The following is a 22,882-nucleotide window of genomic DNA, read 5'->3' as shown; positions in this document are numbered from 1 at the left end:
GCCGTTCGTCACCACGGGGTGACGACGCGACCGATCGCCGTTTGAGTCCGAACACCACTTCATACTGCCCGACCACCACACCCCTCCGCCGTGATACGAACACAGATGAAATGACCCTGCAGCAGCTGTATCTGGTCCTGCTGGCCGGTGGCCTCGTGCTCCTGGCCAGCATCGTCGCGACGCGCGCCGCCAGCCGGGTCGGCCTGCCGAGCCTGCTGCTCTTCCTGGCCGTCGGCGTCGTCGTCGGCGAAGACGGGCTCGGACTGCATTTCGACAACTACCTGCTCGCCGAGCACCTCGGCACGGTCGCGTTGGCGGTCATCCTCGTTGAGGGCGGCTTGACGACGCGGTTCTCGGATGTGAGACGGGTACTGGCGCCCGCGGCGATGCTGGCCACCGTCGGCATCGCGATGAGCATGGCGGTGACGGCCACCGGAGCGCACCTGCTTCTTGGCATCGACTGGCAGATCGCACTGTTGCTGGGCGCCGTGGTGTCCTCCACCGACGCGGCCGCGGTCTTCTCGGTGCTCCGGGTCGTTCCGCTACCGCGGCGGGTCAGGGGCCTGCTGGAAGCCGAGTCCGGATTCAACGACGCACCCGCCGTCATCCTGGTCCTGATGTTCAGCGTGACGCCGCTGCACTTGTCACCGGTACACGCACTCACCGAACTGATCTACGAGTTGGCCGTCGGCGCGGCAATTGGATTGACGTGCGGCTTCCTCGGCGCAACCGCGTTGCGCCGCATCGCTCTTCCGGCCTCGGGGCTTTACCCGCTGGCGACGTTCGGCCTGGGCATGGTCGCCTTCGCCGCGGCGGGCAGCGCCCACGCGAGCGGCTTCCTTGCCGCGTATCTGTCCGCCGTCGTGCTCGCCAACTCCGGGCTGCCGCACCGCTCGGCGACGCGCTCGTTTGCGGAGGGGCTCGGTTGGCTCGCCCAGATCGGCTTGTTCGTCCTGCTCGGTCTGCTGGTGGATCCAAGTGACCTGGCCGCGGAGCTCGGCACGGCCATCGTCATCGGACTGGTCCTGTTGTTGATCGCACGTCCGCTGTCGGTCTTCGTGTGCCTGAGCGGATTTCGAATACCCCTGCGCGAGCAGGTTTTTGTTTCGTGGGCGGGTCTGCGCGGCGCGATTCCGATCGTCCTGGCGACCTTTCCGATTGTCGAAGGTGTCACCGACAGCCTGAGGCTGCTCAACATCGTGTTCATCCTGGTAGTGGTGTACACACTGATCCAGGGGCCCAGCCTCGGCATGCTCGCCCACCGGCTCGGGCTCGTCTCCAAGGAGTCGACGCGCGAGATCCAGGTCGAGGCCGCGCCACTCGATGTCCTGGACGCCGAACTGTTGACGATGACGGTGCACTCGCCGTCGCGGTTGCACAACGTGACAGTCCTGGAGTTGCGGCTGCCCGATCCGAGCGTCATCACGCTGATCATCCGCGACGGCCACACGTTCGTACCGCAGCCCGACACCCGCATCGCGATCGGCGATGAGCTGCTGATCGTCACGACGACCAGAACGCGGGCGGCCGCCGAACGCCGCCTGCGCGCGGTGAGCAGGCGCGGCAAGCTCGCGCACTGGTTCAACGAGTACGGCGAGGCCGAGTGATCACGCGGCCGCCCGGAGCGTGCGATCAGGACTACGCTCGGTGGACGTGAGATTCGCGTTCAAGACTTCCCCGCAGAACACCACCTGGTCCGACATGCTCGCCGTGTGGCAGGCGGCCGACGACATCGACGTCTTCGAGTCCGGTTGGACGTTCGACCACTTCTATCCGATCTTCTCCGACTCCACCGGCCCGTGCCTGGAGGGCTGGATCACCCTGACGGCACTCGCGCAGGCGACCCGGCGGCTGCGCGTCGGCGTGCTCGTCACCGGAATTCACTACCGACATCCCGCCGTGCTCGCCAATATGGCCTCGGCTCTCGACATCGTCTCGGGCGGTCGGCTAGAGCTCGGCATCGGCGCGGGCTGGAATGAAGAGGAATCCGGGGCCTACGGCATCGAACTGGGCTCCATCAAGGAGCGTTTCGACCGCTTCGAGGAGGCCTGCGAGGTGCTCACCGGGCTGATGAGCCAGGAGACGACGACGTTCGATGGAAAGTTCTACCAGCTCAAAGACGCCCGCAACGAGCCGAAGGGTCCGCAGAAGCCCCATCCGCCGATCTGCATCGGCGGCAGCGGCGAGAAGCGGACGCTGAAGATCACGGCGCGCTACGCCCAGCATTGGAACTTCGTCGGCGGACCGCCTGAGGAGTTCGCACGCAAACGCGACGTGCTGGCGTCGCACTGCGCCGACATCGGCCGAGATCCGAAGGAGATCATGCTGTCGGCCCATGTGCGCCTGGACACCGAGCGCGACTACGGAAAGGTCGTCGATGAGGCCGCGGCACTGGGCAAGGAGGGGCTGGACCTCGCGATCGTGTATCTACCGCCGCCGTACGACCCGGCGGTCCTGGAACCGCTCGCCGAAGCGATCAGAGATTCCGGGCTACCGAACGCATAGCCGGCTGACCAGCAAATTCAATTCACGGTCACGATAATATAACGATTTGGCAAACAGCCGATCGCAACGGCTCTCGGCCGGCACAACCAGCGGGTCAGCGTTCGCTAGACGCCGTAGCGGAGTAGCTCGTCGGCGGTGATCAGCCGCTCGGCCTTGGCCGGGAATTCCCGGCTCTTCATCGGATGACGGATTAGTGACCAGGCGATTCGACTCACCCGTGACCGTGAAATCGGGTTGTGGGACACGGTAGTACTCCTGCGTTGTACCGATAGCTGAATCGGGGCCACACATTACCGCAGCGGCCTCATCAAGTCATTAGATACCCGTGCGCTGGCAAAGTGAACTAGGCGCGCCGATCAATGATCTGATGTTTCTGGTGTTACTGGTGTGACTCAGATTGACGTCTGGAACACGTCGTCGAGGGTGACGGTTCGCAGTCGTCGGTCCCTGATGATCTCGACCAACCGGCCGTAGATGTTGGTGACCGGGGCATGGTTGAGGTGGCCGATCACAATCGTCTGCGGGGTGAAGTACTGGTGCGCCATCTTCACGATTTCGGCCTCCGGGATCACCACGTGATCCTTCAGGTCGCCCGACCACATGGTGGTCGTGGTGTAGCCGAGATCGCCGGACAGCTTGTCGACGTGCGCGTTGTGACGTCCATAGGGCGGACGGAAATACGGGCGCGCGTCGACGCCGTAGACCTTCCAGAGGAACTCGTGGTTACGCCGGAACTCCTCGGCTACCTGGGTGAGCGGCAGCGTGGTGAGGTCCGGATGCGACCACGTGTGGTTGCCGAGTTGGATCTGCCCGCTGTCGACCAACGGCCGCAACAGGTCCCGGTTGTCGGTCCAGGACCGGTAGATCCCGTTGACGAAGTACGTGAGCCGCAGGCCGGTGTCCTTGGCGAATTGTGTGTAGAGCCGCACCACCTCGCTGCTGACGCCGTCATCGAGCGTCAACGCCAAGAGGTCACCGTTGCCGGGCAGAGTGCTCAGCACGCCGCCGCCGGGCAGCGCTACCCGCGCGCTGCGCGGAGGCGGCGGCAACAACCCGGCACCGCGCGGTTGCGCTGCGGCGACAGGCGTCGGTTGGGCCGCCTGCGGCTGAGCCGTGGACGAACATTGCGTTAGACCGATCCCCGCGAGCGTCAGGGCCGACAACCCGACGAGAAAATGACGTCGGTCCAGTTCGGGACCGACGCGCAGGCGTCCGTAGCGACCAGTCATGGGCGTTGCCAGTTTCAGATGGCTGCCCCGAGATTCGGCGCAGACACGCCGAACGACCCTTTACTACCGCTGCTGAATGCTCTCCGCGCAAGCGCTCATCGCTGCGGAACGGCCGTCGGCTTGATCGGCGCCGGCAGTGCGGTCCGGCCCATCAGGTAGCGGTCCACACCCGCCGCCGCGGCCCTGCCCTCGGCGATCGCCCACACGATCAGCGACTGTCCGCGACCCATGTCGCCGGCCACGAAGACCCCCGGCAGGGTGGTCGCGAAGTCGCCGTCGCGCGTTACGTTGCCGCGCTCGTTGAGCTCGACTCCCAGTTCGGTCAGCAGGCCCTCGCGCTCCGGGCCGGTGAAGCCCATCGCCAGCAGCACCAGGTCGGCTTCCATTTCGAACTCGGTGCCCTCGACCTTCTCGAACTTGCCCGCTTTCATCTCGACCTCATGGCCGCGCAGATGGGTCACCCGGCCGTCGCGGCCGACGAACTCCTCGGTGTTGACCGAGTAGACCCGCTCGCCGCCCTCCTCATGGGCCGAGGACACCCGGTACATCAGCGGGTAGACCGGCCACGGCGTCGAGTCGGCCCTCGTCTCGGGCGGGCGCGGCATGATCTCGAACTGGTGCACGCTTTCGCAGCCCTGGCGGTGTGCGGTGCCCAGGCAGTCGGCGCCGGTGTCGCCGCCGCCGATGATGATGACCTTCTTGCCCTTGGCGTGGATCGGGGGCAGGCCGTTCTCGTCGGCTACCGGGTCGCCGAGCTGGACCCGGTTCGCCCAGGGCAGGTACTCCATCGCCTGATGAATGCCGTCGAGGTCGCGGCCGGGGATCGGAAGGTCGCGTCGCGCCGTCGCTCCACCGGACAGCACTACCGCGTCGAAGTCCTTGCGGAGCTGTTGCGCGGTGATGTCGACACCGACGTTGACGCCGGCCTTGAACTCGGTGCCTTCGGCCGCCATCTGCTCCAGACGGCGGTCGATGTGGCGCTTCTCCATCTTGAACTCGGGGATGCCGTAGCGCAGCAGGCCGCCGATGCGATCGTCACGCTCGAAGACCGTGACGTCGTGGCCGGCGCGCGTCAGCTGTTGCGCGGCGGCTAGTCCGGCCGGACCGGAGCCGACGACGGCTACCTTCTTGCCGGTACGCACGTCGGGCGGCAGCGGCACCACCCAGCCTTCGTCGAAGGCCTTGTCGATGATCTCGACCTCGATCTGCTTGATGGTGACCGGATCCTGGTTGATGCCGAGAACGCAGGAGCCTTCACACGGCGCCGGGCATAGCCGCCCGGTGAACTCCGGAAAGTTGTTGGTGGCGTGCAACCGTTCGATCGCGTCGCGCCAACGATCGCTGCGCACCAAGTCGTTCCACTCAGGGATGAGGTTGCCCAGCGGACAGCCGTTGTGGCAGAACGGGATACCGCAGTCCATGCACCGCGTGGCCTGCGTCCGCAGATTCTCCAGCGGAAAGTCTTCGTAAACCTCTTTCCAGTCGCGCAGACGCAACGGGACGGGCCGCCGCGGCGGGGTCTCGCGATGGGTGTACTTCAGGAAACCGCGTGGATCAGCCACGGGCGGCCGCCATGATCGCTTCGTCGACGTCCTCGCCGGTGCGCTCGGCTTCGGCGATGGCCGCCAATACCCGCTTGAAGTCGCGGGGCATCACCTTGGTGAAATGCTTCACGGTGTTGTTCCAGTCATCGAGGATGCGCGCTCCGACAGCGGAATCGGTGGCGTCGACATGAGCCTGAATCATGTTCTGCAACCACTTGAGGTCCTCGTCGTCGAGGCCCTCCAGCTCCACCATCTCGGCGTTGAGGTTGGCCGGCAGTGCGCCGTCCGGATCGTAGACAAAGGCGATACCACCGGACATGCCCGCGGCGAAGTTGCGGCCCGTCGGTCCGAGGATCGCGATGCGGCCACCGGTCATGTACTCACAACCGTGGTCACCGACACCCTCGACCACCGCGTGCGCACCTGAGTTGCGCACCGCGAACCGCTCGCCGACCTTTCCGCGGATGAACGCCTGACCACTGGTCGCGCCGAACAGGATCACGTTGCCCGCGATGATGTTGTCCTCGGCGACGTAGGACGCCGGTGCATTGTCGGGCGGACGCACCACGATCCGGCCGCCCGAAAGGCCCTTGCCGACATAGTCGTTGGCGTCGCCGTAAACCCGCAACGTGATGCCCTTCGGTACGAAGGCGCCGAAGCTATTACCGGCCGATCCGTCGAACGTGATGTCGATGGTGCCGTCAGGAAGGCCCTGTCCACCATAGGCTTTGGTCACCTCGTGGCCGAGCATGGTGCCCACCGTGCGGTTGACGTTCGCGATGGTGGTCGAGAACCGCACCGGTGCGCCGGAGTCCAGCGCCTCGCGGCACATCACGATCAGCTGTTGGTCCAGCGCCTTGTCCAGGCCGTGGTCCTGCCGCGAACTGCAGTACAGGTCCTGGTTCATGAACGCCGACTCGGGCTCGTGCAGCACCGGCGCCAGGTCCAGCTTGTAGGCCTTCCAGTGCTCGGCCGCCTTGGTGGTGTCCAGCGCGCCGACCTGGCCGACCATCTCGTTGACCGTACGGAAACCCAACTGCGCCATCATTTCCCGGACTTCTTCGGCGATGAACACGAAGAAGTTCTCAACGAACTCGGGCTTGCCGTTGAACCGCTTGCGCAGCACTGGGTTCTGGGTCGCGACACCGACGGGGCAGGTGTCCAGGTGGCAGACGCGCATCATGATGCAGCCCGAGACCACCAGCGGCGCGGTGGCGAACCCGAACTCCTCGGCACCCAACAGCGCGGCGATCACCACGTCGCGGCCGGTCTTGAGCTGACCGTCGACCTGCACCACGATGCGGTCGCGAAGACCGTTGAGCAGCAACGTCTGCTGCGTCTCGGCCAAGCCGAGCTCCCACGGTGCGCCCGCGTGCTTCATCGACGTCAGCGGGGTCGCACCGGTGCCGCCGTCGTGCCCGGAGATCAGCACCACGTCCGCGTGGGCCTTCGACACCCCCGCCGCGACGGTGCCGACGCCGTTCTCGCTCACCAGCTTCACGTGCACCCGCGCCTGCGGGTTGGAGTTCTTCAGGTCGTGGATCAGCTGCGCCAGATCCTCGATCGAGTAGATGTCGTGGTGCGGCGGCGGCGAGATCAGGCCGACTCCGGGCGTCGAGTGCCGCACTTCGGCTACCCACGGGTAGACCTTGCCACCCGGAAGCTGTCCACCCTCACCGGGTTTCGCGCCCTGGGCCATCTTGATCTGAATATCGGTGCAGTTCGTCAGATAGTGGCTGGTGACGCCGAACCTGCCCGACGCAACCTGCTTGATGGCGCTGCGGCGCCAGTCGCCGTTCTCGTCGCGGTCGAAGCGGCTGACAGCCTCGCCGCCCTCTCCCGAGTTCGACCGTCCGCCAAGACGGTTCATCGCAATCGCCAGCGTCTCGTGCGCTTCGGCGGAGATCGAGCCGTAGCTCATCGCGCCGGTGGAGAACCGCTTGACGATCTCGCTGGCCGGCTCCACTTCCTCGAGCGGCACCGGCGGGCGCACCCCGTCGCGGAACTTCAGCAGACCGCGCAGCGACGCCATGCGCGCGCTCTGGTCGTCGATCAGCTGCGTGTACTCCTTGAAGATCTCGTACTGGCCGGTGCGCGTCGAGTGCTGCAGTTTGAACACCGTGTCCGGGTTGAACAGGTGGTACTCGCCCTCGCGGCGCCACTGGTATTCACCGCCGACTTCGAGTTCCCGGTGCGCCCACTCGTCGGGACGGTCCAGATACGCCAGGGCGTGACGGGACGCGACGTCGTCGGCGATGTCGTCGAGATCGATGCCGCCGACGGGACACGTCAGCCCCGTGAAGTACTCGTCGAGCAACTTTTGGCTGATGCCGATGGCCTGGAACAGCTGCGCGCCGGTATAGGACGCCAGCGTCGAGATGCCCATCTTCGACATCACCTTGAGCACGCCCTTGCCCGCGGCCTTGACGTAGTTGGCCTTGGCGGTATCGCTGCTGATGTCGGTGATCACGCCGCGATCGACCATGTCCTCGATCGACTCGAACGCCATGTACGGGTTGATCGCCGCCGCACCGAAACCGACCAGGCACGCCATGTGGTGCACCTCGCGGGCGTCGCCCGCCTCGACGACCAAGCCGACCTTGGTCCGGGTCCGCTCCCGGACGAGGTGGTGGTGCACGGCCGAGACCGACAGCAGCGACGGGATCGGCGCCATCTGCTCGTTGGACTCGCGATCGGACAGCACGATGATGCGCGCGCCCTCGCGGATCGCGGTCGACACCTTGGCGCGCACGTTGTCGAGTGCTTCCTTGAGGCCCTGCCCGCCGCGGTTGACCGGATACAGGCAGCGGATCACCGCTGCGCGCATGCCGTGCTTGTGGCCGCGGACCTCGTGGTCGGGGTCGACGCAGATCAGCTTCGACAGTTCGGCGTTGCGCAGGATCGGCTGGGTCAGCACGATCTGGCGACACGATTCGGCGTTAGGGTTGAGCAGGTCGCCCTCGGGGCCGACCGTGCCCTGCAGGCTGGTCACCACTTCTTCGCGGATGGCGTCCAGCGGCGGGTTGGTCACCTGCGCGAACAGCTGCTGGAAATAGTCGTAGAGCATCCGCGGTCGCGCCGACAGCACGGCGATCGGGGTGTCGGTGCCCATCGAGCCCAGCGCCTCGGCACCGGTGCGCGCCATGGGGGCCACCAGCAGGTTGAGCTCCTCGTAAGTGAACCCGAAAATCTGCTGGCGCAACACCACTCGGTGGTGCGGCATGCGCACGTAGTCACCGGGCGGCAGCTCGTCGAGGTGGAACAGGCCCGCGTCGAGCCATGCCTGGTACGGATGCTGGGCGGCGAGTTCGGACTTGATCTCCTCGTCGTCGACGATGCGGCCCTTGGACGTGTCAACGAGGAACATGCGGCCCGGCTGCAGCCGCATCTTCTTCACCACGGTCGCCGGGTCGAGGTCGAGCACGCCGGCCTCCGACGCCATCACGACCAGGCCATCCTCGGTCACCCAGATGCGCGACGGACGGAGTCCGTTGCGGTCGAGCACGGCGCCGATCACGGTGCCGTCGGTGAACGTCATCGACGCCGGGCCGTCCCACGGCTCCATCAGCGACGCGTGGTACTTGTAAAACGCCCGCTGGGCCGGATCCATCGCCTCGTTGCGTTCCCACGCCTCGGGGATCATCATCAGCACCGCGTGCGGCAGGCTGCGGCCACCGAGGTGCAGCAGTTCGAGGACCTCGTCGAAGCGCGCGGTGTCCGACGCGCCCGGGGTACAGACCGGGGTGATCTTGTCCAGGTCCTGACCGGCACCGAAGATCTCGGTCTTGATCAGCGCCTCGCGCGCCCGCATCCAGTTCTCGTTGCCCGTGACGGTGTTGATCTCGCCGTTGTGGGCGATGCGCCGGAACGGGTGGGCCAACGGCCACGAGGGGAAGGTGTTGGTGGAGAAGCGAGAGTGCACGATGCCCAGCGCGCTGGTCAGCCGCTCGTCCTGCAGGTCGAGGTAGAACGCCTTGAGCTGCGGGGTGGTCAGCATCCCCTTGTAGACGAACGTCTGACCGGAAAGGCTTGGGAAGTAGACCGTTTCGCGGCCCGGGCCGTCCTGACCTGGACCCTTGGTGCCGAGCTCGTGTTCGGCGCGCTTGCGCACCACGTACGCGCGTCGCTCGAGGTCCATGCCTGACGCCCCGGCGATGAAGACCTGCCGGAAGGTGGGCATCGCGTCACGGGCCAGCGCGCCCAGGGACGACTCGTCGGTGGGCACGTCGCGCCAGCCGAGCACGTGCAGGCCCTCGGCCTCGGCGATCTTCTCGACGGCTTCGCAGGCTGTGGCGGCGTCCTTCGAGGACTGCGGCAGGAACGCGATGCCGGTGGCGTAGCTGCCGTACTCGGGCAGGTCGAATTCGACCACCGCGCGCAGGAAGTCATCGGGCACCTGCAGCAGGATGCCCGCGCCGTCGCCGGTGTTCGGCTCGGCGCCCTGGGCGCCGCGGTGCTCGAGGTTCACCAGAGCGGTGATGGCCTTGTCCACGATGTCGCGGCTGCGACGGCCGTGCATATCGGCCACCATGGCAACACCACATGCGTCGTGTTCGAACGCGGGGTTGTACAGCCCCTGCGCACGCGAGGAGCGATTAGACCCCTGCGCACGCGAGGAGCATGCAGCCCCCTGACGATCGGGCGCCATTCCCACCTACCCTTTTGCGAAGCTTTCCGCTGCATGGCCGCCGTGTGTGGCGGGCTTAGCCGGCTTGGCGATGGAGGTGCCTTCGTGCAGCGTCGAACGACGGCCCAAACCCACTCGCCCCAAGTGGACAAAACGATATGACAAACCCCGCCTGACATGCCAACTTAGTTGGACCTAACTATACTCGGCCGGCACCTTGAGCCCGGAGTAGCTGAACACCGAGGTCACGAACGAATAACGTTGCCGCGGCGGACTTTTCAGCAGCGTCGGCGCCGCAGCGCCCCGGGGGGTGACAAATCACACTCCACATCCGTCCCCGGTCGATGTTTGCTGACACGCTTAGATACTGACGCTGAGCTGTGTTGATGAAGGTCATGAATGTTCGCGCAAAGCCTTCTCACATTCTTAGAGAACGGTCGGCCGGACGCAGATCCAGGCGGCGCAGCAGTTGGGCGTTGAGCGCCACCACCACCGTCGAGGCCGACATCAAGATCGCGCCCACCGACATCGGCATCACGAAGCCGACCGGCGCCAGGACACCCGCCGCAAGCGGCACCGAGATCAGGTTGTATCCGGCTGCCCACCAAAGGTTTTGCGTCATCTTGCGATACGAGGCCTTGGACAGCTCGATCACCGACAGCACCGAGCGGGGATCGGACCCGGCGAGGATCACCCCGGCCGAGGCGATCGCCACGTCGGTGCCGGCCCCGATCGCGATGCCGACGTCGCTCTGTGCCAACGCGGGAGCGTCGTTCACACCGTCTCCGACGAACGCGACCCGCAGACCGTCATCCTGCAGTTCGGCGACCTTCGCCGCCTTGTCCTCGGGGCGCACGCCGGCGAACACGCGGTCGATGCCCAGGTCGTCGGCCACCGAACGTGCCACCGATTCGGCGTCGCCGGTGATCATCACGACGCGGATGCCGGCGTCATGCAGCGCGTCGACCGCCTGCCGGGACTCCTCGCGCACCTCGTCGGCCAGTGCCAGCGCGCCGATGACGGCACCGTCGACCAGCACGTGCAGGACGATCGCACCCTCGTTGCGCCATTGACCGACCTCGGGGCGCTCCCGGAGACCGGTTTCGGCAAGCAGTCGGGGCCCACCCACCCGCACGAGCTTGCCGTCGACCGTCGCGCTCACCCCCACCGCCGGTGACGACGTGAAGTCCGTCGACGGCCGTACCGCCACCCCGCGGCTGCGCGCGGCATCGACGATGGCCCGTGCCAGCGGGTGTTCGGAATCTGATTCGGCCGCGGCCGCGAGCGCCAGCAGGTCGTCGTCGGAGTACGGTCCCGTCGCGACGACGCCGGTGACGGCCGGTTCGCCCTTGGTCAACGTGCCGGTCTTGTCGAACAGCACGGCGCCGACGGTCCGCATGCTCTCCAACGCCAGCCGATCCTTGACCAGGACCCCGGCGCGCGCCGCGCGCTCGGTCGCGATCGACACCACCAAGGGAATTGCGAGCCCGAGGGCGTGCGGGCACGCGATCACCAGAACAGTGATGGACCGCACGACGGCCTCCTCGGGCCGGCCCACGAAAGCCCACACGGCGGCGGTGACGATGGCCGCAGTCAGCGCGAACCAGAACAGCCAGCCGGCCGCCTTGTCCGCGAGCCGTTGTGCCCGCGACGACGAGTTCTGCGCCTCGGTCACCAGCCGCTGGATGCCTGCCAGCGTCGTGTTGTCTCCTACCGCGGTCACCTTGACCCGCAGTCCGGAGTCGGTGGCCACCGTGCCCGCGACCACCTGTTCACCGACACCGCGGCGCACCGGGCGCGACTCGCCGGTGACCATCGACTCGTCGACGTCGGCCGATCCGTCGACGACCACTCCGTCGGCGGGCACGCTGCCGCCGGGACGCACGAGCACGACGTCGTCGACGTCCAGTTCAGCGGGCGCCACGGTCTCTGTGCCATCGCCGACGACCCGCTCCGCCTCGTCGGGCAGTAACGCGGCCAGCGAGTCGAGGGCCGACGTCGTCTGCGCCAACGACCGCATCTCGATCCAGTGGCCCAGCAGCATGATGACGATGAGCAGCGCCAGCTCCCACCAGAAGTCGAGGTGGTGGGCCAGCAGTCCCACGCCCGCGCCCCACGACGCGATAAACGCGACGGTGATCGCCAACGCGATGAGCAGCATCATTCCCGGCGCGCGCGCGCGTATTTCGTCGATCGCGCCCGTGAGGAACGGCCTGCCGCCCCAGAAGTACATCACCGTGCCCAACACGGGCGATACCCACTGCGCACCGGGGAGATCGGGCAGCGGATAGCCGACGATCGAGGCGAACATGCCGGACAGCGCGACCGTCGGGACGGCAAGTACCAGCATGACCCAGAACAACCGGCGGAACTGGGCGACATGGTCCCCGTGAGCGTGTCCGGCGTGGTCCGCATGGTCCCTATGCGCCTGATGGTGCGAATGGTCAACCGCAGTCATGTCCATGTCGACAATATATACCCCCTGGGGGTATATGGCCAGACCCCGGCGATCAGGCTGGACCTCGATGTCCCATCCACTGAACACTCCACTTGGCCGCTTCGGCATCGTCACATCGGAGGACGGCCCGGACGGCTGCCTGGCCTCGATTCCGGCGGGTGCGATGACCAATCCGCTGACCGGCGCGGCCACGATCGCACCGCTGGCGATGCTGGTAGACCACGTCGGTGGCCTGGTCAACCACCACCGCCGCCAGGACGACGAGTGGACGGTGTCCAGTGAACTGGCGCTCGAGGTCGCGCCGAGTGCCCTCGACGTCGTCGCGACCGCACCGGATGTGCCGGTGGTCGGCACGTCGCGACCGTTCGGCCCGAAGAGCGATGTGGCACTGGCGTTGTGCGAGTTCACCCACCGTGGCCAGACCGTCGCCACGGGGACAGTGCGGTCCTGCTACATCAGTGCGCCGGCGAGCCTCACCCCGTTTCCCGACGGCCCGACCGGTCCGCTGCCGCCGGGCTCGCTGAGCGACCGGATGGCCGTCGAGGTCGCCGAGAGCGGCGGTGCGGCCAAGGTGCTGTTGCAGCATCAGGATTCGGTGCTGAACAACAGCCTGAACATCGTGCACGGCGGAGTGTCGGCGATGGCACTGGAACTGGTGGGCTCAGCAGCGGTCAACGACGGCCGTGGCGACGCCCCCATGCACACCGCGTCGTTGCGGGTGAACTTCCTGCGGCAGTTCCGCAGTGGATCCGAATCCCGTTATGTTGGAACGGCTCTGCGCGTCGGACGGCGCAGCGGAGTAGCCGATGCGCAGGCTGTCGGGCCGGACGGTGCGGTGGCGATCATCGCGCGACTCACCGCCTACCTCGCTGATACGCGCTAGCATCTGCGACCATGCCCACGACCCGCGAATCCGGGCTGGGCGGATTCATCCGGCGCTCCGGATATCTGCGCAAGTGGCTGATTCTCGGCATCTCGATCGGCGTCATCGCCGGGCTCGGCGCTGTGCTGTTCTATCTCGCGCTCGACTACGCGGGCCGCTTCCTGCTCGGCTTCCTCGGGGGCTACGACATCCCCGAACCCGTTGGTGACGGCGGAGATCCCGGTTCGGCGGGCTTCGACCGGCCGTGGGCCATTCCACTGGTGACGTTCGGCGGCGCTCTGGTTTCGGCCTGGCTGGTCGCGAAGTTTGCGCCCGAGGCGGAAGGACACGGGACCGACAGCGCGATCGAGGCGGTGCATACCGACCCTCGCGCGATCCGGGGCCGGGCGATCGTCGTCAAGACGATCACCAGCGCGCTGACGATCGGGTCCGGCGGGTCGGGCGGCCGCGAAGGCCCGGCCGCGCAGATCTCCGCGGGGTTCGGATCCCTGCTGACGCGCCGGCTCGACCTGTCCGACGAAGACGGCCGCATTGCGGTGTCGTTGGGAATCGGCTCGGGCATCGGGGCGATCTTCGGAGCCCCCCTCGGCGGGGCCGTCCTTGCGGCGTCGATCGTGTACCGCCGCGACTTCGACTACAAGGCCCTGATTCCCGGCTTCATCACCTCGGCGACCGCCTACGCCGTGCTCGGGTCGATTCTGGGGTTCGAGCCGCTGTTCGGATTCGTCGCCGGTGACTATCGGTTCGACCATCCGCTCGACCTGGGATGGTTCGTGGTGCTCGGCGTCGTGGCGGCCGGCGTCGGCTATCTGTACGCGCGCATCTTCTATGGCACGGTCGCGCTCACGGAGCGGCTGCCGGGCGGCAAGGTGCTCAAACCCGCGCTGGGGGGCCTGGCGGTCGGATTGTTGGCGTTGGCCATCCCGCAGGTTCTGGCCAGCGGTTACGGCTGGGCGCAGAAAGCGACCGTCACCGACAGTCTGCTGGCGATTCCCTTGTGGATCGTGCTGATCCTGCCACTCGCCAAGATCGTCGCAACGTCGCTGTCCATCGGCACGGGCGGATCGGGCGGCATCTTCGGCCCGGGAATCGTGATCGGCGGCTTCGTCGGGGCGGCCATCTGGCGGCTCGGCGACCTCGTCGACGCCCCTGGCATCCCGGCCGGCCCAGCGGTCTTCGTCGTCGTCGGAATGATGGCCTGTTTCGGCAGCGTCGCGCACGCACCGCTGGCGGTGATGATCATGGTCGCCGAGATGACCGGCTCGTTCTCGGTCATTCCGTGCGCGATGGTCGCGGTGGGAATCGCCTACCTGCTGATCAGCCGTGCCGACGTGTCGATCTATCGCGCGCAGCGCCTGGACCGTGAATCCGCCGCCGAGGAGCATCGCAGCGGCGATTGAGCCGTTTGCTCCATCGACGCGCGTCTGACCGCTCGAAAAAGTTGCCTGGCCTAATTGTTTTCGCCGCACACGGGATCCCACGTTGCTAGAAGACGGCAGTCAAGTTTGCGTAGTTCGGAGCGCGAACGCCCTGAGCAACCAGTCTAGCTCGTTAACATGCAGTCTTACCAGCATTAATTGTCGTATCAGTAAATTCAATTTGCCTACGAGATTAGCTACACATCCTTGCTCGGCTGTGCTAACAATGTTGCTCACACCCTGTGTGTCGTTGGCCAGCCAAGGGGTCCTCGCGGCCTCTTCCACGAAAGGACCAGGCAATGAAGGTTGCCAAGCAGAAATCTGTCGCTACGGCCACCCTGGCCATGGGCGCATTGGCCGTGGCAGGAGCCGCCGGCTTGATGCTCGATCCTCCGACCACGGTCGCCAAGCCGAATCCGCTGATCGTGCAGCAGGAGGAGGTGGGCGAGATCCAGATGGTCTTCTTGTTCGGGCTCTTCCCCTCACCCAAGCCTGCGCCGGTTGTGGCGGCGGCTCCGCCGCCAGCGGATCCGGTCAGCAACCTGCTCGGCGGTCTGGTCCATTCCCTGATCAGCAACGGTGACGAGCCGGGTGAGAACGGCGGCCTGCTGATCGGCAGCGGCGCCACGGGTGCGGCCGGCCAGACCGGCGGCAATGGCGGTCTGCTGCTGGGTAACGGCGGTGCGGGCGGCGACGCTGTCACCGGAACTCAGACCGGCGGTGACGGCGGCAGTGCAGGCCTGATCGGTACCGGCGGAGCGGGCGGCGACGGCTACACGGCCGTCGGCGTGACTGGAGCGACCGGTACCGCCGGCGGCGACGGCGGGCACGGCGGCATCGTGCTCGGCGACGGTGGAGCGGGCGGCGAAGGCGGCGACGCAGGAACCCTGTTCGGTAACGCCACCGGCGGCGAAGGCGGCGATGGCGGCGGCGGCGGCATCATCGGCGCAGGCGGCACCGGTGGCGGCGGCGGTGACGCAGCTGCAGTCCTCGGCAGCGCCACCGGCGGCGCAGGCGGTGACGGCGGTGAGGCCGGAGTCGTCGGCGGCGGCGGAACCGGCGGCGAGGGCGGTGACGCCGGGATCGTGCAAGGCGGAGCGGGCACCGCCACCGGCGGCGAAGGTGGCGAGGGCGGTGGCGGCGCTGCGGTCCTCGGTGACGGCGGCACCGGCGGCGAAGGCGGCTTCGGCGCGACTCCGAGCGGGGCAGGCACCGGCGGCGACGGCGGCGACGGCGGCGACTCCGGCGGGCTGATCAGCAGCGGCGGCACCGGCGGCGAAGGTGGTGCGGGCGCGGCCGGGATCGGTACCAGCGATGGTGGCACCGGCGGCGACGGCGGAGACGCCGGGGTGATCGGCGGCGGCGGCATCGGCGGCGAAGGCGGCGACTCCGGCACGGGCATCGGCACCGCGAATCCCGACATCGACAGCGAGGGCGGCGACGGCGGCGAAGGCGGCCAGGGCGGCGGCCTGCTCGGTGGCGGCGGTCAGGGCGGCGAGGCCGGTGACGCGGTCGGTGGCCTCGCCACGGCCGACGGCGGCGACGGCGGCGACGGCGGCAACGCCGGCGGCCTGCTCAGCAGCGGCGGCAACGGTGGTGACGGCGGCGACGCCACCTCCGGTGTCTCGGGCACCGGTGGCGACGGCGGCGACGGCGGCAGCCCGAACGGCGATGGCGGCGACGGCGGCGAGGGCAGCAGCAGCGACGGCAGTGACGGCGCCGACGACTAGCCGATAACACAGAAAGCGGCCGGGGCGAACTGCCCCGGCCGCTTCTGTTTGCGCCACGGTCGGGTCACGCGCCGATCGCGACGATCTCCATCGCAGCACGATTCAGACACAACGCCCCCGCAACGGGGCCCGAGGTGTCACCGTCAGCGCACGGCGTCAATTCCAACGGAGGAGTCACGCATGCGCGAGCCAACGATGCTGCACAGACTGGCCGCGGAGTTCATCGGAACCTTCTGGCTGGTTCTCGGCGGCTGCGGTGCCGCGGTGTTCGCCGCGAAGTTCACGTGCGGCGATGGCGTATCGCTCGGCATCGGATTTCTCGGTGTGGCATTGGCTTTCGGGCTGACCGTGCTCACCGGGGTGTACGCCTTCGGCACGATCTCCGGCGGTCATTTCAACCCCGCGGTGACGCTCGGGGCGGCGCTGGCACGACGCGTGGAGTGGAAGGTGCTGCCCGCCTACTGGCTCACCCAGGTGGTCGGCGGCCTGGTCGCCGGGCTAGTCATCTACATCATCGCCAAGGGGCAGGAGGGCTGGACGGCGACAGGCAACATGGCTGCCAATGGATACGGCGACCACTCCCCCGGCGGATACACACTGACAGCGGTCCTCGTGGCCGAGGTGGTGCTGACCGGCATCTTCCTTCTGGTGATCCTCGGCTCGACCGACGACCGCGCGCCAAAAGGCTTCGCGGGTTTGTCAATCGGGCTCACGCTGACCTTGATCCACCTCATCTCGATCCCGATCTCGAACACGTCGGTGAACCCGGCGCGGTCCACCGGCGTCGCGTTCTTCAACGGTGACGGCGCACCGATGCAGCTCTGGGCGTTCTGGCTGGCACCGTTGATCGGCGCCGCGATCGCGGGTGCGGCCTATCCGTACCTGTTCGGCAGGTCCGAGGAACAGCTGGCAGAGCGTCCGGTGCGCGACGACGCGTTGGAGGAACCGACCGCGTCGACGACGCCCCACAGGACGACTACTTAGCCGACGAGGTCTCCTTCGCGGCCGAGGCGGCACCCTTCTCGGTCTTCTTGCCCTTGTTGACCAGCTGGCCGCCCGAGTTCTCGAGGTGCGCGCGCACGAACCACTGGAACTTCTCGAGTTCCGCGGCGTGCCCGATCAGCATGTCCTGAGTCACCGGGTCGGGCTCTTCGGTCTCCTCGATGTTCTTGCGGGTGTCCTCGACGATGCCGTCGTACACGAGATCCAACGCCGCCAGGTGCGCCTGCACGGTGTCACGCTCGAGCGAGTAGTCGTCCCACGTCCGGTCCGCGATGATCGCGCCGGGGGTGCCCTTGGGCGAGCCGCCGAGGGTGGCGATCCGTTCGGCCACCTCGTCGGCGTAACCGCGGACCAGCTCGACCTGGGGATCGATCATCTCGTGCACGCCGATGAAGTTCGGGCCCACCACGTTCCAGTGCACGTGCTTGAGGGTCAGGTGCAGATCGTTGTACCGGCTCAGTTGCTTCTGCAGGAGTTCGACCACCTGCGCGCCCTGCTTGTCGGTCATTCCGGGAACGGTGTATTCAGCCATCAGAAAGCTCCTTTGCACACTGGGTGTCGGGAGCCGACTACCCGTTGTCACCAGGGCGTAACCCGGTCGCGAGGCACGTCACAAATCGACAAGACTCGGTATCGCCTGGCGAGGCCCGAAGCGCGGCAGCACCGCCAACCCGCTGACCTCGAGCAGCCGCACGGCCCGGTGGCGGTGCGGGCGGACCGGATCGAGCAGTTCGACCATCGCGGGGTCGTCGATCGGGCGCCCGAGCAGGCTCCAGCCGATCATCTTCGCGAGGTGATAATCGCCCACCGACAACGCGTCCGCGTCGCCGAACGCGCGTTGTGCCACTTCGGCCGCTGTCCATACACCGACGCCCGGCAGCGAGGTCATCGCCGCACGGGCCTGCTCGGCCGGGCGAGCGGCCAACCGTTCCAGCGAGTCGGCGCGCTGCGCGCAGCCGACGATCGTGCGCGCACGGCCGGGGTCGACGTTGGCTCGGTGGAATTCCCACGACGGGATGCGCCGCCACACGTCGTCGGCCGGAGGTAGGCGCATGTGGGCCGGCGCGGGGCCCGGTGCCGGTGCGCCGAACTTGCTGACGAGAAGCCGCCACGCGCGTCGGGCATCCTTGCCGTAGACGCGCTGTTCGAGTACGGCGGGCACCAACGCTTCGAGAACGCGGCCAGTGCGGCCCAGCCGCAGGTGCCGAACCCGCCGATGCGCGGCGACCAGGGTGGGGTCGTCGGGCTCGAAACCGGACGCGTCGTCGTCGGCCCCCAGTTGGGCGGGCAGCGTCTCGACGAATTCCCTTGCGCCGCTTCCCCAGGCCTCGCAGTCGACGGTGTCGGGCGCCGACTTGGTGATGCGTGCCGTCACCGGTCCGGTGCGCATCAGACTGGTCCGCCAGATCGCGCCGTCTGCCGCGTTGTGGAAGCACGGATCGTTGCGGCCGCGCCGCAGAGGCGACAACGTCAGACCCGGACTCACCGGCCCGTCGAAGACGACCTGGCCAACGACGCTCACCGCTACACACTAAGTGATCGAGACGTCGGCCTTCTCGGGATAGAACGCGATGTGCCCGGCGATCGGCGCCACCGCGGGATACGGCTCGCGGTAAGTCCAGATCGCATCCTCGACGGTGTCGCCCGCCGCGGTGACGACATGGTGGTAGCTCGCGTCGCCCTTGTACGGGCAGTACGTCTGGGTGTCGCTGTCGCGCAGCACCGAACCCACGACGTCGCGCGACGGTATGTACTGCACCGCCGGGTACGTCGACTCCTGCAGCGTCAACGCGTCGTCCGTCTCGGCCACCACCTCGCCGTTGATGCGCACTGTGACGTGCCTACCGGTCGGTGCCACGGTGATCGGATGCGATTCGGTCGGTTCCAGTACGGGTCGCTCGCTCATATCAGACCCAACGTCACTGGTCCGCCCCATGATTCCAGCGACGCCACATACGATCGCCCCATGACAGAGCAGCCAGCAGCTTCCGCGCAGGCGGACATCACCATCGACGCCGACCCCGAGGCCGTCTACCGGCTGATCACAGACCTGCCGACGCTGGCCGCACTGGCCGAAGAGACACACGCGATGGAGTGGCGCAAGGGTGACGCGGCGCGTCCCGGTGCCGTGTTCACGGGCCGCAACCGCAACGGCGCACGCACGTGGAGCACCACGTGCACCGTCACCGAGGCCGACCCCGGGCGGGTGTTCGCGTTCGACGTGCGCAGCACGATCATCCCCGTCGCGCACTGGCGCTACGAGATCGTCCCCCAGGGCACCGGCTGTCGCGTCGTCGAGAAAACGTGGGACCGCAGGCCCGGCTGGTTCCGGACGCCTGCCGGTTGGGCGACGGGGGTCAAGGATCGCGACACGGCCAACTCGGAGAACATCAAGCGCACCCTGCAGCGGCTCAAGGAGAAAGCCGAGCGGACGTAGGCACTAGAACACCGGGCGCATCAGGGGCGGCCTGCGATCCTATCGGCGACCACCGCGATGGGCGACGTGGTCGCTCGGCCCCGCGACTCGTGCCAGTCCGCCGCCTTGTAGGCGAGATACATCCCGCGCACGCCCAGCCATCGCAGCGGTTCGGGCTCCCAGTCGCGGGAGCGATGGCCAACCCAGGGCAGCTCCGTCAGCGCGGTGCGCTTCCCGAGCGTCAGGTCGGCCAGGGTGCGCCCGGCCAGATTGGTAGCGGTGACGCCGTGGCCCACGTAACCGCCCGCGGAACCGAAACCCGTTGCGCGGTCGAAGGTCACACTCGCGCTCCAATCGCGTGGAACCGCCAGCACGCCGCACCAGCCGTGGGCGATGGGGACGTCGCGGATCTGCGGCAGCGCCGAATGCAACACGGCGGTCAGGTGTTTGATGGTGGCCGCGGGCACGGCGCCGTCCAGGTCGGTGCGCGACCCGAACCGGTACGGCACGCTGCGTCCGCCGATGGCGATGCGGTCGTCGACGGTGCGTTGCGCATAGAAGAACCCATGCGCGGTGTCGCCGAGGGTCTCGCGGCCGCGCCAGCCGATGGCGCGCCACAGCTCATCGGGGATGGGCTCGGTGGCGATCATCGAGCTGTTCATCGGGAGCCAGCGTCGCCGCAGGCCGGGCAGCGACGCGGTGAACCCCTCGGTGGCCAGCAGCACAATGGGTGCGCGCACGGTGCCGCGCGGTGTGCGCACGGCGCCCGGCCCGACCTTCATGGCCTCCGTCATCTCGTAGATGTCGACGCCGAGGCGCTCGACGGCGTCGGCGAGACCGCGGACCAGCTGCGCCGGCTGCACGCGCGCGCAGTGCGGGTTGTGATACCCGCAGACCACACTGTCGAGCCGAATACGTTCTACAACTTCACCTTTCGTCAGTACGGCGATTCCGTCGACGCCCCAGCCGATTTCTTCGTCGATCTCGGTGGTGAGCCGCGCCGCCTGAGCATGGTTGCGGGCGACATGCAGCGTCCCGCCCTTGACGATTCCCGCATCGATCCGCTCCCGCGCGGCGACGTCGATGACCTCGTCGACTGCCTCGGTGAGGGAACGTTGCCAGGCCAGGACGCGGTCGCGGCCGTATCGGGCCGCCATTCGACTCCGGTCGCCGGGCACTAGACCGGACAGCCAGCCACCGTTGCGGCCAGATGCGCCGAACCCAGCGAATCGCCACTCCAGCACGGCGATTCGCAATGAGGGGTCGGCCTTGGCGAGGTAGTACGCCGTCCACAGCCCGGTGTAGCCCGCGCCGATGATGCACACGTCGACGTCGCGGTCGCCCGGCAGCGCCGGCCGCAACGGGGGGTACTGCGTGAACCAGTGCGAGATCAGACCGTTGACGGGACCTGTGGTGGTCATCGTCCGATGATGCACCAGTGATCTAATCGCGGGATGAAAGACGTTGACCCCGGAGCCGCTTCGGCGGTGACATCTGACCCCGGAGCCGCTTCGGCGGCGACATCTGACCCCGGAGCCGCTTCGGCGGCGACTTTGGACCGCCGCGGGGCGGTGTTCGTCTTGACGCTCGGAACCGATGAGAACCGGTTCCACCCGGATCGGTTGGCGGCCATCAACGCCGCGCTCGACGAGGTAGAGGCCGCCGAGGGGCCGAAGGCCGTCGTGACGACCGGCGCGGGCAAGTTCTACTCCAACGGCCTTGACCTCGACTTCATGGCGGCGAACCCTGATGCGGCCGAATCGAATCTGGCTGGGGTGCATGCGCTGTTTGCGCGAGTGCTGGCCTTCCCGGCGCCGATCGTGGCCGCGGTGCAGGGTCACGCGTTCGCCGCGGGCGCGATGTTGGCCCTGGCGCACGACCTGGTCGTGATGCGCGGCGACCGCGGGTTCTTCTGCTTGCCCGAGGTCGACCTCGGTATTCCGTTCACGGCGGGAATGAACGCGTTGATCCGCGCGCGCCTGCCGATCGCCACCGCACACGAGGCGATGACCACGGCGCGGCGCTACGGCGGCGAGGCTGCGCTGGCGGCAGGCATCGTGGCCGCGACCGCAGGCGAGGGCGAGGTGCTCGACGTGGCGGTGGCGCGCGCCGAGGAGCGGGCCGCGAAGGCCGGTCCGGTGTTCGGGGCCATCAAGGCCCGCCTCTACGCCGAAGTCATCGCCGAACTCGGCGGCTCCTGACCGCTAGAACGCGTAGCGGTGGTACTGCGCCATATAGCGCAGTGCCGGAACGGGTCTCATGACCGCGGCCATCGCGCGGTAGTACCACGCCACCCTGGCGAAGCTCGCGGAGTCGAACGGAGATTCCCACCTCAACAGCCGCACGCCGGGCACCGCGTCGACGATGTCGGCCGGACCTTCGATGCCCCAGTGCAGGGTCGCCCCGGCGCGGCGCACCACCGCGTTCATCCACTGCGATCTGATGCCCAGCCGGTTGAACGCATCGAACTGCAGCTCACCCGACGGAGCGTGGTCGACGACGCGACGCAGCAGGGCGACTCCGTCGTCCCGGGTCAGGTACATCGTCAGCCCCTCGCCGACCATCAGAAGCGGTCGGCCACGGGGGATCTCGGTGAACCAACTCGGATCGGTGACCGACGCGGCGATCAGACGATAGTGCGGGCGGGTGGGGTAGAGCTGTTCACGCAGGCGGATGACGTCAGGGTAGTCGACGTCGAACCATTCGACGCCGGGTCCGGGGTCGAGCCGGAATGCGCGGGCGTCGAGCCCACAACCGAGATGCACGACGACCGCGGCGGGGTTGACCGTCAGGAACTGCCGGGCCCAGTTGTCGAAGTGCGCGCTGCGAGTGGTGACCGATGGCGAGTTGGCCGCGGTGATCGCGGTCTTCTTCCAGTCGTAGTTGATGCGGTCGACGATCTCTTTGGCGAACCGATCGCCCAGGATCGGCTTCGGCAGATCGGCGTCCAGAGCCTTGGCGTAGAACGTCGCCAGCATGGTCTGCGGCGCTCCCGCCAGGTCGACGTTCAGTTTGTCGCGCACGCATCGCAGGCTAGTCCCGGTGCAACCGGACGTGCTACGCGCTGAAC

At 67.6% G+C, this 22,882-nt stretch carries 17 protein-coding genes; 8 read left to right on the top strand and 9 right to left on the bottom strand.

Annotated elements, in window-relative coordinates:
* The first annotated feature begins 110 nt into the window (after window positions 1-110).
* The gene (locus tag N4S67_RS24285; RefSeq protein WP_260995587.1) at window positions 111-1,607 is read left to right on the top strand and encodes a potassium/proton antiporter; all 1,497 of its coding nucleotides are present in this window, start codon (window positions 111-113) and stop codon (window positions 1,605-1,607) included.
* 46 nt (window positions 1,608-1,653) lie between these two features.
* The gene (locus tag N4S67_RS24280; protein ID WP_260995586.1) at window positions 1,654-2,505 is read left to right on the top strand and encodes an LLM class F420-dependent oxidoreductase; all 852 of its coding nucleotides are present in this window, start codon (window positions 1,654-1,656) and stop codon (window positions 2,503-2,505) included.
* A 392-nt stretch (window positions 2,506-2,897) separates the two neighbouring features.
* Here the strand turns inward: N4S67_RS24280 and N4S67_RS24275 are convergent, their stop codons facing one another.
* The 4 genes from N4S67_RS24275 to N4S67_RS24260 form a co-directional block, all read right to left on the bottom strand.
* On the bottom strand, window positions 2,898-3,695 hold the full coding sequence (locus N4S67_RS24275) for a polysaccharide deacetylase family protein (protein ID WP_260995814.1): 798 nt from the start codon (window positions 3,693-3,695) through the stop codon (window positions 2,898-2,900).
* A gap of 134 nt (window positions 3,696-3,829) precedes the next feature.
* Complete coding sequence (locus N4S67_RS24270; RefSeq protein ID WP_260995585.1) at window positions 3,830-5,296, bottom strand: glutamate synthase subunit beta; 1,467 nt, start codon at window positions 5,294-5,296, stop codon at window positions 3,830-3,832.
* Complete coding sequence (gltB, locus tag N4S67_RS24265; RefSeq protein ID WP_260995584.1) at window positions 5,289-9,926, bottom strand: glutamate synthase large subunit; 4,638 nt, start codon at window positions 9,924-9,926, stop codon at window positions 5,289-5,291. The genes N4S67_RS24270 and gltB overlap by 8 nt, the downstream gene beginning before the upstream one ends.
* A 397-nt stretch (window positions 9,927-10,323) precedes the next feature.
* Window positions 10,324-12,369: a heavy metal translocating P-type ATPase gene (locus N4S67_RS24260; protein WP_390893501.1), complete on the bottom strand. Its 2,046-nt coding sequence runs from the start codon at window positions 12,367-12,369 to the stop codon at window positions 10,324-10,326.
* A gap of 61 nt (window positions 12,370-12,430) precedes the next feature.
* On the opposite strand from N4S67_RS24260, the gene N4S67_RS24255 reads away from it, so the two are divergent.
* From N4S67_RS24255 to aqpZ, 4 genes are all read left to right on the top strand, one after another.
* Window positions 12,431-13,246 carry a PaaI family thioesterase gene (locus N4S67_RS24255; protein WP_260995583.1) on the top strand — a complete coding sequence of 272 codons (816 nt, stop codon included), beginning with the start codon at window positions 12,431-12,433 and terminating at the stop codon, window positions 13,244-13,246.
* Window positions 13,247-13,257: 11 nt separating this feature from the next.
* Window positions 13,258-14,646 carry a chloride channel protein gene (locus N4S67_RS24250; RefSeq protein ID WP_260995582.1) on the top strand — a complete coding sequence of 463 codons (1,389 nt, stop codon included), beginning with the start codon at window positions 13,258-13,260 and terminating at the stop codon, window positions 14,644-14,646.
* Window positions 14,647-14,963: 317 nt separating this feature from the next.
* Window positions 14,964-16,394: a PGRS repeat-containing protein gene (locus N4S67_RS24245; RefSeq protein WP_260995581.1), complete on the top strand. Its 1,431-nt coding sequence runs from the start codon at window positions 14,964-14,966 to the stop codon at window positions 16,392-16,394.
* Between the two features lie 180 nt (window positions 16,395-16,574).
* On the top strand, window positions 16,575-17,378 hold the full coding sequence (gene aqpZ, locus N4S67_RS24240) for an aquaporin Z (RefSeq protein WP_260995580.1): 804 nt from the start codon (window positions 16,575-16,577) through the stop codon (window positions 17,376-17,378).
* Here aqpZ and dps read toward each other — a convergent pair.
* From dps to N4S67_RS24225, 3 genes are all read right to left on the bottom strand, one after another.
* Complete coding sequence (dps, locus tag N4S67_RS24235) at window positions 17,371-17,928, bottom strand: DNA starvation/stationary phase protection protein Dps (RefSeq protein ID WP_260995579.1); 558 nt, start codon at window positions 17,926-17,928, stop codon at window positions 17,371-17,373. The genes aqpZ and dps overlap by 8 nt on opposite strands.
* A gap of 78 nt (window positions 17,929-18,006) precedes the next feature.
* A complete protein-coding gene (locus tag N4S67_RS24230) occupies window positions 18,007-18,918 on the bottom strand; it encodes a DNA-3-methyladenine glycosylase family protein (RefSeq protein WP_260995578.1) in 912 nt (303 codons plus the stop codon).
* A 9-nt stretch (window positions 18,919-18,927) separates the two neighbouring features.
* Complete coding sequence (locus N4S67_RS24225) at window positions 18,928-19,302, bottom strand: DUF427 domain-containing protein (protein ID WP_260995577.1); 375 nt, start codon at window positions 19,300-19,302, stop codon at window positions 18,928-18,930.
* A 60-nt stretch (window positions 19,303-19,362) separates the two neighbouring features.
* On the opposite strand from N4S67_RS24225, the gene N4S67_RS24220 reads away from it, so the two are divergent.
* Window positions 19,363-19,833 carry an SRPBCC family protein gene (locus N4S67_RS24220; protein ID WP_260995576.1) on the top strand — a complete coding sequence of 157 codons (471 nt, stop codon included), beginning with the start codon at window positions 19,363-19,365 and terminating at the stop codon, window positions 19,831-19,833.
* Window positions 19,834-19,853: 20 nt separating this feature from the next.
* On the opposite strand, the gene N4S67_RS24215 is transcribed toward N4S67_RS24220, so the two are convergent.
* Window positions 19,854-21,233, bottom strand: coding sequence for an NAD(P)/FAD-dependent oxidoreductase (locus N4S67_RS24215; RefSeq protein WP_260995575.1), 1,380 nt, complete (start codon window positions 21,231-21,233; stop codon window positions 19,854-19,856).
* A gap of 33 nt (window positions 21,234-21,266) precedes the next feature.
* On the opposite strand from N4S67_RS24215, the gene N4S67_RS24210 reads away from it, so the two are divergent.
* Window positions 21,267-22,013 (top strand): enoyl-CoA hydratase-related protein, encoded by a 747-nt coding sequence (locus N4S67_RS24210; RefSeq protein WP_260995574.1) that lies wholly within the window; start codon window positions 21,267-21,269, stop codon window positions 22,011-22,013.
* 3 nt (window positions 22,014-22,016) lie between these two features.
* Here the strand turns inward: N4S67_RS24210 and N4S67_RS24205 are convergent, their stop codons facing one another.
* On the bottom strand, window positions 22,017-22,790 hold the full coding sequence (locus tag N4S67_RS24205) for a class I SAM-dependent methyltransferase (protein ID WP_260995812.1): 774 nt from the start codon (window positions 22,788-22,790) through the stop codon (window positions 22,017-22,019).
* Between the last annotated feature and the right edge of the window lie 92 nt (window positions 22,791-22,882).

Source organism: Mycobacterium deserti (assembly GCF_025345615.1).
Lineage (GTDB): Bacteria > Actinomycetota > Actinomycetes > Mycobacteriales > Mycobacteriaceae > Mycobacterium > Mycobacterium deserti.
Note: the sequence above shows the minus strand (reverse complement) of the source record. Positions and strands in the feature narration are given on the sequence as shown.

Excerpts from the sequence above, each read along its gene's own strand:
- N4S67_RS24285 (WP_260995587.1), top strand. The coding sequence starts at position 111 with ATGACCCTGCAGCAGCTGTATCTGGTCCTGCTGGCCGGTGGCCTCGTG.
- gltB (WP_260995584.1), bottom strand. The coding sequence starts at position 9,926 with ATGGCGCCCGATCGTCAGGGGGCTGCATGCTCCTCGCGTGCGCAGGGG.
- N4S67_RS24260 (WP_390893501.1), bottom strand. The coding sequence starts at position 12,369 with ATGGACATGACTGCGGTTGACCATTCGCACCATCAGGCGCATAGGGAC.
- N4S67_RS24255 (WP_260995583.1), top strand. The coding sequence starts at position 12,431 with ATGTCCCATCCACTGAACACTCCACTTGGCCGCTTCGGCATCGTCACA.
- N4S67_RS24250 (WP_260995582.1), top strand. The coding sequence starts at position 13,258 with ATGCCCACGACCCGCGAATCCGGGCTGGGCGGATTCATCCGGCGCTCC.
- N4S67_RS24245 (WP_260995581.1), top strand. The coding sequence starts at position 14,964 with ATGAAGGTTGCCAAGCAGAAATCTGTCGCTACGGCCACCCTGGCCATG.
- aqpZ (WP_260995580.1), top strand. The coding sequence starts at position 16,575 with ATGCGCGAGCCAACGATGCTGCACAGACTGGCCGCGGAGTTCATCGGA.
- dps (WP_260995579.1), bottom strand. The coding sequence starts at position 17,928 with ATGGCTGAATACACCGTTCCCGGAATGACCGACAAGCAGGGCGCGCAG.
- N4S67_RS24225 (WP_260995577.1), bottom strand. The coding sequence starts at position 19,302 with ATGAGCGAGCGACCCGTACTGGAACCGACCGAATCGCATCCGATCACC.
- N4S67_RS24220 (WP_260995576.1), top strand. The coding sequence starts at position 19,363 with ATGACAGAGCAGCCAGCAGCTTCCGCGCAGGCGGACATCACCATCGAC.
- N4S67_RS24215 (WP_260995575.1), bottom strand. The coding sequence starts at position 21,233 with ATGACCACCACAGGTCCCGTCAACGGTCTGATCTCGCACTGGTTCACG.
- N4S67_RS24210 (WP_260995574.1), top strand. The coding sequence starts at position 21,267 with ATGAAAGACGTTGACCCCGGAGCCGCTTCGGCGGTGACATCTGACCCC.
- N4S67_RS24205 (WP_260995812.1), bottom strand. The coding sequence starts at position 22,790 with ATGCTGGCGACGTTCTACGCCAAGGCTCTGGACGCCGATCTGCCGAAG.